The sequence below is a fragment of the Sphingobacterium psychroaquaticum genome (assembly GCF_004421025.1).
Classification (GTDB): domain Bacteria; phylum Bacteroidota; class Bacteroidia; order Sphingobacteriales; family Sphingobacteriaceae; genus Sphingobacterium; species Sphingobacterium psychroaquaticum.
Window position 1 is genome coordinate 2,997,940 of sequence record NZ_CP038029.1, and the last position, 11,622, is coordinate 3,009,561.

The 11,622-nt window shown below is 41.4% G+C and carries 10 protein-coding genes; 4 read left to right on the forward strand and 6 right to left on the reverse strand.

Annotated features, from left to right (window positions below; all coding sequences use genetic code 11):
• Positions 1-19: 19 nt before the first annotated feature.
• Positions 20-1,126 (reverse strand): DUF2891 domain-containing protein, encoded by a 1,107-nt coding sequence (locus E2P86_RS12615; RefSeq protein ID WP_085471306.1) that lies wholly within the window; start codon positions 1,124-1,126, stop codon positions 20-22.
• A gap of 82 nt (positions 1,127-1,208) precedes the next feature.
• On the opposite strand from E2P86_RS12615, the gene E2P86_RS12620 reads away from it, so the two are divergent.
• A complete protein-coding gene (locus tag E2P86_RS12620; RefSeq protein ID WP_134433415.1) occupies positions 1,209-1,880 on the forward strand; it encodes a DUF937 domain-containing protein in 672 nt (223 codons plus the stop codon).
• Between the two features lie 203 nt (positions 1,881-2,083).
• Here the strand turns inward: E2P86_RS12620 and E2P86_RS12625 are convergent, their stop codons facing one another.
• The 3 genes from E2P86_RS12625 to E2P86_RS12635 form a co-directional block, all read right to left on the reverse strand.
• Positions 2,084-3,712 carry a hypothetical protein gene (locus E2P86_RS12625; RefSeq protein WP_134433416.1) on the reverse strand — a complete coding sequence of 543 codons (1,629 nt, stop codon included), beginning with the start codon at positions 3,710-3,712 and terminating at the stop codon, positions 2,084-2,086.
• Positions 3,713-3,904: 192 nt separating this feature from the next.
• Positions 3,905-4,876: a FecR family protein gene (locus E2P86_RS12630; protein ID WP_134433417.1), complete on the reverse strand. Its 972-nt coding sequence runs from the start codon at positions 4,874-4,876 to the stop codon at positions 3,905-3,907.
• Positions 4,873-5,406, reverse strand: coding sequence for an RNA polymerase sigma-70 factor (locus E2P86_RS12635; RefSeq protein ID WP_085471302.1), 534 nt, complete (start codon positions 5,404-5,406; stop codon positions 4,873-4,875). The genes E2P86_RS12630 and E2P86_RS12635 overlap by 4 nt, the downstream gene beginning before the upstream one ends.
• A gap of 305 nt (positions 5,407-5,711) precedes the next feature.
• Here E2P86_RS12635 and E2P86_RS12640 point away from each other — a divergent pair, with 305 nt between their 5' ends.
• Together E2P86_RS12640 and E2P86_RS12645 are read left to right on the forward strand one after the other, a co-directional pair.
• The gene (locus E2P86_RS12640; protein ID WP_085471301.1) at positions 5,712-6,479 is read left to right on the forward strand and encodes a lysophospholipid acyltransferase family protein; all 768 of its coding nucleotides are present in this window, start codon (positions 5,712-5,714) and stop codon (positions 6,477-6,479) included.
• A gap of 77 nt (positions 6,480-6,556) precedes the next feature.
• Complete coding sequence (locus E2P86_RS12645) at positions 6,557-7,123, forward strand: porin family protein (RefSeq protein ID WP_166785203.1); 567 nt, start codon at positions 6,557-6,559, stop codon at positions 7,121-7,123.
• A gap of 105 nt (positions 7,124-7,228) precedes the next feature.
• Here the strand turns inward: E2P86_RS12645 and E2P86_RS12650 are convergent, their stop codons facing one another.
• Together E2P86_RS12650 and E2P86_RS12655 are read right to left on the reverse strand one after the other, a co-directional pair.
• A complete protein-coding gene (locus E2P86_RS12650) occupies positions 7,229-8,719 on the reverse strand; it encodes an acyl-CoA dehydrogenase (RefSeq protein ID WP_085471299.1) in 1,491 nt (496 codons plus the stop codon).
• 349 nt (positions 8,720-9,068) lie between these two features.
• The gene (locus tag E2P86_RS12655; RefSeq protein WP_085471298.1) at positions 9,069-10,034 is read right to left on the reverse strand and encodes a bile acid:sodium symporter family protein; all 966 of its coding nucleotides are present in this window, start codon (positions 10,032-10,034) and stop codon (positions 9,069-9,071) included.
• A gap of 256 nt (positions 10,035-10,290) precedes the next feature.
• Between E2P86_RS12655 and E2P86_RS12660 the strand changes: the two genes are divergently transcribed.
• Positions 10,291-11,496: a pyridoxal phosphate-dependent aminotransferase gene (locus E2P86_RS12660; RefSeq protein WP_200811728.1), complete on the forward strand. Its 1,206-nt coding sequence runs from the start codon at positions 10,291-10,293 to the stop codon at positions 11,494-11,496.
• The last annotated feature ends 126 nt before the right edge of the window (positions 11,497-11,622 follow it).

Genomic DNA, 11,622 nt, shown 5'->3' on the forward strand with positions numbered 1-11,622 from the left:
TCTCCCCCTTTACATATAGCTACTGGTTAGACAGCGCCAACAAGGCAAATGATCCTAACCAGTGGCTTCCCATATAGTCGTCGTTGCTGATATTTTTCAAAGAAAATTCAATGTGATTATTCCCGAGCTGCACCAAAACATCATGAAGTTCCGGAAGCACTTGTGCAATACCGTACAGGCAATGGGCACGACTAAAGTTCAACCCATCCAAGTGAACCAATTTTCCATCCGTACGATCGCTCACAATAGCAGGCTGCAATAACTTTACTTCCTTTTCAAACAAACCTGGCATAAAATTCAAAAGCCACACTTTATACTCATCATGTGGTAACACCTTACTCATGAGATAGGCTTCCTCCAAACACGGTGACAGAAAATCATATCCACTCGGTTCGTACGCTAAATCACAATTTTTATCCTTTTCAAAAAAACGTGTAGTATTGGTCTTTATAGCATTCAATAGGTTATGATCTCCAACTTGTTTGGCATAATCAAACATCAAAGCAAGACTAAAAGCTGTATTATCGTGTTGCCCTGTTCGAATCGGGTAAACTAATTTTGTTAAATAAACTTGTGTCCGTTCCGAAAGCAAATCGACCAAAGGTTGTAATACGGATGCCCACTTCTGTGCATCCTTATCTTCCCATGCCAACAGCTCTTGCTGCAACTTGAACAACCAGGCCCAGCCGTAGGTCCGCTCGAAGCTCAAATTATTTTTATCTTGAAAAAAAGCAAGCTCCACCGCGAGATTTTCCTTCGTGATATGAGCGTTCAATATCTGTCGGATTTTGCCGTCGGAATCTAAATCGGGATGAAGGCGTAACAAGTGCACAATGGACCAGTAACCGTGCACGGAAGAGTGCCAATCAAAACATCCATAAAAAATCGGACGCAGTGCTTTAGGCCCTTTTAGATCTTGAACGCTCCCCAAGACCTGTCCCATTTTATTCGGGTATTCAATCGTTAAACAATGTGTAGGGAGTGCGAAAATCAGGGCTGCCATTTCGGAATCCAATGTCAGCTTATCTACTTTCGCTTCATTCTCTGTTGCTGTATTTCGTTGCTGTTGACAACCACTTAAAACAGCTAAAAAACACAACGATACAACAAATCCTAGGTACTTCATAAAACAATTTATTTTTCTGTAAGTTTATAAGAACAAGAATAGGCATAAAAAAATACATATTGTTACTTAACAAATAAAAATCATGGGTATTACAGATTTAATTACAGGTGGTATCGGTTCGAAAGCGATATCAGCCATTTCCAGTACGTTGGGTGTTAGCGAGACGAAAGCAAAGTGGATCGTTGCAGCCGCCGTTCCGCTGATGATTGCTGCGTTGAACTACAACTCCAAAAACAAAGGACAAGCAGAAAATATCGACAAAGCGCTTGACCAACACAGCAGTAGCGGTATTCTGGATAAGATAAGTGACGTTTTTGGCAGCAACAACAACGATGATGGCGGAAAGATTGTCAACCATATGTTTGGCAAAAACACAGAATCTGTAACACAAAATTTTGCAGATAAGCTAGGCTTGAGCAGTGCACAGGTAGGTGGAGTACTCGCTAGTTTAGCGCCCATGGTTATGGGATATCTCGGCCAACAAAAACAAAGTGCCAACAGTGGGGGTGGCATTGGCGACCTCATCGGCTCAGTATTAGGCGGTGGCGGTGCGCAACAAGCTTCCACAGGAGGTGGTATTGGAGATCTAATCGGCAATATTTTTGGCGGCGGAGGCAACACACAAGCGGCTGCACAATCTAACGGTATTACCGATATGATTGGCAACCTGGCGGGCGACTTTTTCAATCAAAACAAAAGCCAACAGGATAAAGGCGGCATTTTGGATTCTTTAGCTGGCATGTTTGGAAAGTAAAAAACAAAAAGAAGACTACCGCGTAGCCCCGCTTCTTGCGGGGATGTGGTAGTCTCTTTAAATTTTATCTGGAGAAGATAGTTCACACTTTACTATATTGCCTGCGTTAGCAACGCTTCTAGCTTTCTTAACGACCAAATGTCGCCTGAGGAATTATGGCGATCTGTAGAAACTTGCCTTTGCACCACCCGAACTCCCTAACCCTAATTAAACACATAATTTATCCCGACCGTTCCTCCTCCGTGGAAGCTATTTCTAGTACGGCTTGCCCCCCAGAAACGCCATGCAGTACCCGCCCCACTTTCTTGCTCCAGCGCTTGGGCGTAGTTAAAGGAAGGAGCTGCAAAAACCTGTAAATGCTTGCTCAGGTACATCGCTGGCATAAAACGTAGGGAAACACGATTATTATCAGTCGTACGAAAGTTATCCGCAAAATTTGTTCGTTGTACAAGTTCGGTCGAAAAAGAAAATTTCGATGTATGTATAAGGCGTGCGCCCAACCCAAATTCCGCCGCATACTTCATTATCGGATCATCTACATATAAACCAAAACCAAGTACGCTGTACAGGACACGCCCCCCAGAACGGAAATTTAGTGCCACCAGCTTGCTGTCATCAATATGAACCGACAACTGCTTTGTTCCATTTTTCACTAAACTCAATAAGGCAATCGGGTAGTCGCTACTATCTGCGATATTCAATACGCCTGCAAGCTGTACACCTTTTACTTTCTTTGCTATGTTGATACCACCCGCAAGCTGACTTACCACCTCTTTACGACTCACGTTGAGAACCCCAGCAAGCTGGGCACCTTTAACCACCTTGGCTATGTTCACTCCTCCAGTAATCTGCACGGCCACCTCATTACGGCTTAAATTATGAACACCAGCTATTTGGCTTCCATAGGATGTTTTTGCGCCGTTAAAACCACCTGAGAGCTGGATACCGTGATGAACGGTATCGGCTAAATTCCATACACCCCCTATTTGCACGCCTTCCACATCATTCATCACCACATTGCCGCCGCCAGCCAGCTGAAATCCTTTCACATTCCCCCCAACCACATTGATGACACCCGCAAATTGAGCACCACGCATATCATATTGGTTCACATTAAAGCCGCCTGCCAACTCTGTACCATCGACCCCAGCCGTGGCACCACCAATTAAATTCAATGAAAAGGTGTTCACAATTTGTGAATTGAAAAAGCCATGCGTGCTAAGTCCCGGTGTCAGCGACATTTGAAAAGGGCTATAGGCAAAAACACCACCCAAATTCAAACTCTGCAACCGTTGCGCGGAGCTCGTAAAAAAATGACCAAAATAGCTATCATAAACGGTTCGGCTGCTATCCTGTCGTGCATAATAGCCTAACTTACGGCCCTTCAAATTCTTTACCGCATCAATTGGCAACAACAGCATAATGGAGGTGTCCCTATAATTTTCCTTACTTAAACCGATTGCAAGGATATGATCCGCTTTCTTTAAGTCTAAAACGAAATAACCGTTTTTATCCGATAACGTGGAAGTCTGAAAGGCAACGCGATCGTAAATACTGGCATGCGGAATACCCTCTTTTGTTCGGATATCACGGACATACCCCATCACCATCGCTCTATTTGATGTGGGTTCCACTTCTACAGATACATCCATCCGTTGTGGTGCATAGGTAATAATAACATGCGATTCGGTTTCCTTGAAGCTAAACTTCTCCCCTAATAATTTCTCCAAATAGTCAATCAAAAGGCCATCAAAAGGTTTTGTATCTACTATTTTCTCGGTATCCAACAAATTACTGTTGTATGAAAAGTAAAAAGATTCTGTTCTCTCCAAGTGGTTAAAGATGGTTCGGAGCATCGTTTTCTCAAACCCCGGTACCTTAATCTTTTTAGATAAGCTTCCTTGGGCTGTTGCCGCACTGCAAAAAAAACAAAAACAGATTAACGCTATAAATAATTTAGACTTGCGCACGATATATAAAATAATTTTCAAACTGCTAATAAACTGACTTTTGAACATCCCAGCTTAATTAATATAATACTTGTTTCCTCTTTTTTTCATCTTCAGATCAAAGGTCTTCAGAATCACATCAATCATCTCGCTTAAGCCCTGTTGTTCGAACTTAGCAGAGTACAACAACTTTCGATGCGCTGGATTTTCCAAGACAAATTCTTTCTCATAGGCTTTACCTAAGGCCTCGAATACCCGCGATAACGGCGTGTTGTCAAACTCAAACACCTGATGTACGTAATAACGATATAGATTATCCTTCACTGAATCCACTTTTACCGTTTGCTTGCTTGTATCAGCGATCACGATACGCTGTTCAGGTAGTAAAAAGACTTCTTGATCGCCATAATTCACACGCACCTTGCCTGTCGCGACGATAACTTCCGTTTCACCCGGCGTCCTTCGTACATGGAAACTCGTGCCAACAACCGTAATCCGATGCTGCCCCGCTTCGATCACAAAAGGATGTGCCTTATCTTTTTTGACCTCAAAGAAAGCCTCCCCCTCCACTAAGCTTACCGCACGTTTTTTTCCAAACCAACTTTTATGGTAATGTAACTCTGTATCTTTGTTTAGACTCACCATACTTCCATCAGGCAATGGCGCACGCAATGTTTGCGTTAATGTACGTAGATCTGTCTCCTGAGATAGCTTATCATTTAATCCCCAATAAGATAAGCCTAAAATCAAAAGTATTGCGGCTGCTGCTCCGATCCAACGAAATGGAGACCTACTCGTGCTTATCTTGACGACAACTTCGTCCTTTGACTGAGCCCTTTCCGTGCGAAGCTGCGTAAAGGTGTTCCAAGCCCGATCAATATCAATCTCAGGCGCATCTCCTTTTTGTGCACTGAGCTCCCATACCTTTTTCATCGCGATATATTCTTCTTTATGTACGGGATCCGCTTCAATCCATGCTTCCATCGTTGCTCGTTCTGCAGCATTCATCTCCCCCACAATATATTTTGTAATCCATTCCTTGTTCATAATCCTGAAATTAAGGTTAACAATAAAACTGTTAAATAATCGACCAAATGTATCCGTAAATGCCGCAACGCTTTGGTCATATGTCCTTCGACGGTTTTTAACGATAAATTCAATGAAACCGCAATTTCCTGGTATTTCAGTTCTTGAAATCTGCTCATCTCAAACACCACTCTACTTTTCTCAGGCAGCGAATCCAAAGCGCTATGCAGTAATTTTTTCAGCTCTGCATCACTCTGATCTGCATACACGGTTTGGATACCATGGTGTACTTGATGATCTGTGTATCGCTGCTTTACCCGATTACGCTTCACGATGTTTAAGCTTTCATGGTATACCGACTTGTAGAGATACGCACGCAGTGAGGTGTGAATATCCGACTCCCAGTCTTTCTCCCATAACCGTAGAAACACTTGCTGAACAACCTCTTCTGAAAGTGCACTATCCTCCAGAATGCGATACACATAAGCATGCAACTCTTTAAAGTGTGCCCGGAAGACTTCCTCAAATTTTTTTTCCTTTTCCGTTGACATATCGTATTAAATAGTACTTCCCAACAAGCCTGTTTTCGGCTCGCTTTAAAGATAAGACAACTTACATAAGCTATACCCTTAACAATATTTGAAAAAAAAACGCTTACGTATCGCTGCTTGTCGATCAAAAAAAATCAACTTCTACCGAGGGTATATACCAAGTTCGTTGTCAAAGGTATAAAAAGCACGCTTATGGAAAGTATAATATATAGTACGGTAATCCTTGTGACTCTCTTTATTGGTTTCACTGGATATATGCTGTACAACTTGATAAACAGTATACACGAAACAGCTGATTGATCACGATGGAGCATATATACAGCACCGTAGGTTTTATCCTTCGTCACATATGTCGGTATCGATATGCCGTGTCCCTACAGAATTTATCACGTGCCCTACCATCGGCTTCCTATAGCGAGGTGAAACAGCACCACCTACATTTTTATAAAAATGCGGCGCGGATCTTAATTGAAACAGTCGTTCCATCGATGCAGCAGCTACACGTTCCCAAGGCGGAACAGCACATGTTATCCATGCTCGAGACAAAAAGGAAGCGTATTATTCTTTTGACAGGACATTATGGTAATTGGGAAGTCTTAAATAAACTACCAAAGCATACGAGCATACCCGTACAAGCTCTGTACAAGCCCCTGAGAAGCAAATTCTGGGATAAACTTTTCACGAAGTTCCGTAGCATACATGGTATCCGGCTTTTGACGGCATCACAAGCATTGCGCATATTACTCCGGGAGGAACACGAAAGCAGCATTACTCTTTTTATCGCGGATCAATTTCCAGGAAAAGAAAATGGTCTCTCCATCGATTTTCTGTCGCAGCCTACGCAGATGTTTACCGGAGCGGAGCAATTGGCCCGAAAAACCAACGCTTCTGTGCTGTACCTTGAACTTGTACCGGTTGGAAACTATGGTTGGAAAATTCGTTTAGAGCCAATTTGCGATAGCGCACAATTGACTGCCCCAGGATTTATCACCACACAATATACCCGAAAACTTGAGAATAGTATCCGACGAAATCCAACGTGGTGGCTTTGGACACATCGTCGATGGAAATAAAAATAAATGAAAGCAAGGGTATAGCCCGCAAAGATTGTCTCATCATTAAATAACAATTAATAAAAAAGAACATGAAAATGAAAAACCAGATTAAGCAAGGAATGCTCGTTATGGTAATGGGTTTATTAGTAAACCAAGTAGCACGTGCACAAGAAGTGGACTTTGGCGTAAAAGCAGGAAGCGTTTACACGATGCCTAGCTATTCAAATAAGAGTGTAAGTGATAAAAAATCTGAATTTGGCGCACAGGTAGGTATATTCGCTCGCACTACAGATCGATTTTTTGTACAACCGGAGTTGACGCTTTCCTTTACTTCGACAACCTATAATTTTGAGGGTAAAAAACACAACCCAAATTTTTATCAGCTCCACCTTCCAATACAAGCGGGGTATAAATTTTATGAATCTGAAAAGATGGGAATACGGGCTTCTGTTGGACCGCAGTTAAATTACCAATTGAACAAAGCAAAGGCAACAAGCACAGCAAACTACAAGTCTTTTAGTTACGATGCTTTGGCGAATGTTGGGTTAGATATTAATCGTTTTGGAATTGATTTGCGCTATAATCATGGTCTAAACACGATCAGCAAGGAGTTGGGTGCAAAAAACAAGTCAATAGCTCTTTCTGTAGGATATACATTTTAACCTACCTTAGACCACAGCAAAAAAAGGAGACTCTCATAGGTCTCCTTTTTTTATTCGTCTTTAGCTGGCAAGATATAATATATCTATGCGGACAAACAGTATTATCTACACAAACGACAACCAATCACCACCCTCTTGGTATTCCACAATAGGTGTCGCATCATTAGGGTTCAAGAACGTTGCTAACAGTTCCTGGATATCCATTTTAATATGTTTCGTCGTGTTTTCGTATAGATCCTGACGGAATCCTTTTTCCACTAACTCGTCTACGTATTGCAAACAAACTAAACGTGCAATCACTTTACCCAATACCACCGTTTGTCGCTGTGCCAAATTATCGCTTATAGAAAAATCTAACAACGCTTTAAAACGAGGCGCCACGCGCGCTGTTGTATCAAGGCTAGTAAGGAAACGTCCAAAATGAAGCTCTTTACTTTTCTTCATTTGTTTAACAATTGCTTCTGCTATCTGACTGTACAACATTTCGTTGGAACCTTCAAAGATCTGGAACGGTCTGGAATCTACGATACCTCGGCCAGCAATATGATCCAATTTGTAACCACTTGAACCCGATAGTTGCACACAGATATGTGCGGCTTCCTGCATCAAGTCTGTTACCAAGGCTTTCATACTATTTGCCTCTACCCCATTTCCAGAAACGTCATGCGCTATCGAACTCATGCCCGAACTATGTGCACACATCCCCGAGCACAGCGTAAACGACGATTGAATACGCGAAATTTGATATTGTACCGAATCTAACGCTAACAACGGTTGTCCGCCCACCTTACGATTGGTACAGTGTCCGATTGCTTCGTCCAGCATACGTTGTAAGAATCCCATTCCCATACCCGGGAACTGCAAACGGCTACGGTGCAAAATATCCAGCATCATCTTGATGCCTGTACTTGTTTGTTGTAGCTTTTGATTGGCTGGAACAGTGAGGTCAATAGTATTTAAACCGTAAGGAATCATGTAAAGTCCCAAGTTGTTGAAATACTTCTCTACTGGAATATGTTGTTCAGAACGACTATTGTCCGTTACAAAAAAATCGATATCACGCGCTAATTCACCATTATCCATGGCCTTACGAGCAGCTACAATCCAAAAATCGGCCATACCAGTAAGTCCTTGCCAGTGTTTTTGCCCTTTGAGCTGATAGTTATCATCGGTAAAGGTATGTTGGGTACGCATGCTTAATGCATCACTCCCATAATCTGGCTCAGTGATCATTAATCCGCCCATCGCTTGATTCTCGATAAAACGCTTAAAGATATCTCCTTTGATATCGGCATGGCCGTATTTCGCTAGAGGCTCCAAAAAGAGTGCTATATTGATTCCAAAAGTTAGTGAAAGCGGAAGAGATTCATAAGACGCCGCAGATAATAATCCAAGACATTCCTTTACTTTAACTCCCCGGCCGGCAAATTCTTCCGGTACGGCTACCGACAGCGGATTGAATGCCATAATGCCTTCCCAGATCTCTTTAGGAAGACCGCGCTCCAAACTAAGTTCATTAATATCAGATGTGTTGTGAAACAATTCCACTAACCCTGCTTTGAATTGTTTTATAAAAACATCAAAAGATTCAATCATATAGCATTTGGCTTTAATTACGTTTTGTTTGCGAAAATACAATTAATTAATTGCAAGAGGTATACAAAATGATCTTTATAAAGGTGATTTTCGTCATTAATTACAACTAATATCCGTATTTGAAGCTTTCCGAAAAAAAAAGTAAAATAAATTTGGACTTAGTGTTTAAAATACACTATCTTTGTGGTATCATAATTTAGGTTTATAATTGGTTAGTAAAGGTTTCCATTCTCCCCGTTTGGAAACCTTTCTTTTTTAGATCACCGGAAAACCTTCCTCTTTCATCAAAAAAACATATGTTTTGTCGGCTTCTTTCCAGCATTTTCGCTGCCTGTCACGCCCCTGATTATTATCCCTTATTATGGTAACGCTGGGCAATGATTGTCACTACAAAAATCTGAAAAGCATGAAAAATCATCAAAGGCAAAAAGTATAAACCAGCACCAGCGGTATGAACAAATAGAAACTTTCCAAATACGGAACCATGCGTCAAAGATTTCTTGGAACCACAAAACAGTGCCGTAATCTGATCTTCCCGTGAAAATTTTAACACATACCTGCTCAAAGCATAAATTAATCCATACACGAGGCAGAAAAGGACAACCACCCCTACAAATACCCAGACCAGATACGTTCGTCCGATGGAATCAAATACACCACTTACAAAAGATTCGGCAAAACTGGCATAGACAATAAGCAGAATAACAGACTTGTCAAACCGACTCAATTGCTTGCTATATGCCGACGCCCATTTCCCGAGATAAGGTTGCAAAAACTGCCCCAATAACACCGGAATAATTATTTCTTTCGTCAGCCCCCAGTATACGTGCCCTAAGATATCTACGTCTCCAAAGTCCATAAACAACTCCATCCATAAAGGGGTAACAACCACACCGATCAAACCCGAGATACTGGCATTAAAAATAGCGGCTGCCATATTTCCGCGTGCAATGGAAACCATTACCACAGAGGATGAGACCGTGGATGGCAGCGCAGCTAAAAAGAAAAATGATAGCCAAAAATCGTGTTGAATGGATGTTTTAATAAAGGGATAAAAGGGTAGCAATACCAAAGGGAACAACAGAAATGTCGAAAACTGAACCAACACATGAAGCTTCCAATTACTCAAGCCATCCTTAATCTGCTTAAAACTGAGTTTTAAACCGTAAAAGAAGAAAATAAGCGAAACGCCTATAGTTGTAATCATCTCCAGCCCCTTTCCTGCTCGCCATTCGTAAAGCTGTGGAAAGAAATAAGCTAATACAATGCAACAAAGCAACGCTATTATAAAAGTATCAATCTTAAATTTTTTCATATCTCAAAGTAGAGCCAAATGTAAAACTTCCATCATGCACTCATGCAAAATAAGCTGTAACAATTGAAAGACACAGCGCGAAGCGGCAAATTAACATTTTAACAACAGAAGTGCCATAAAAATCAATTTTCCACAAAGCATACAGGAAATTCATAGAGAAGGAACAACATTTCTCCTAAAATACCGATAAACCATATGAAATATAGCCATGAATATTATTGTTTATAAAAGCAAATTTCTATAAGTTTGTACCATCATGAGCACGACACCGTATTTATCTGATCGGATCAACAATTTGTCCGAATCCGCAACTTTAAAAATGACCAAATTAGGTCGCGAATTAGCCGCTAAAGGCGTTAATGTCATCAGCTTAAGTGTTGGTGAGCCAGACTTCAATACACCTGACAATGTAAAGAACGCAGCAAAGCAGGCCTTAGACGACAACTTCACGCGCTATTCGCCGGTACCGGGATACCCAGAATTGCGTCAAGCAATCGTTAACAAGCTCAAAAATGAAAACGGTTTAGACTATGATCCTTCGCAGATCGTAGTGTCTACTGGTGCGAAACAATCGCTTTCCAATGTTATCCTAACGCTTATAAACCCGGGTGATGAAGTAATCATCCCTACGCCATACTGGGTATCCTACTCAGAAATGGTTGTTTTAGCAGAAGGAAAATCGGTTTTCATCAACACAGACATCGATTCTGATTTCAAAATTACGCCAGCGCAGTTAGAGGCGGCAATTACGCCGAAGACTAAACTCTTCATGTTCTCTTCACCATGTAACCCTACAGGTTCGGTTTACAGTAAAGCAGAATTGGAAGCCTTGGCAAAAGTGTTTGAAAAGTATCCAAATATCTTTATCCTTTCGGATGAGATCTATGAGCATATCAATTTTATTGACAAGCATGAATCTATTGCACAGTTCCCTAGCATCAAAGACCGCGTAATCGTTGTTAACGGTTTCTCAAAAGCGTATGCAATGACAGGCTGGCGCTTAGGTTATATTGCTGCAAGTAAAGAAATCGCGGCAGCAAACGATAAGCTGCAAGGACAAACAACATCGGGTACCTGCTCTATTGCACAGCGCGCTGGTATTGCTGCTTACAATGACGGACTAGAGAGTGTTAAAGTCATGAAAGAAGCATTCTTACGCCGTCGTGAACTGGTATACAACTTACTCAATGAAATTCCTGGCGTAAAAACAAACCTTCCAGAAGGTGCTTTTTACTTCTTCCCGCAAATCAGCTCTTTCTTTGGAAAGAAAGATTTAAATGGAAACGTAATCAAGGGATCAGCAGACTTAGCATTATACCTTTTAAATGAAGGCCATATTGCAACTGTAGGTGGAGATTCTTTCGGTAACGACAATTACATCAGATTATCTTATGCAGCATCTGACGAAAGCCTAATTGAAGCCCTTCGTCGAATGAAAGAAGCATTAGCAAAACTAGTATAAATAGAAGCTGCTATAACATAAAAAAAGCTAGACCTCAGGTCTAGCTTTTTTTATGTTATAGTATTTTAATACGAAGGATCAAGTATACATCACAAACGACAATCTACCTGCCACCAACTACTCCCT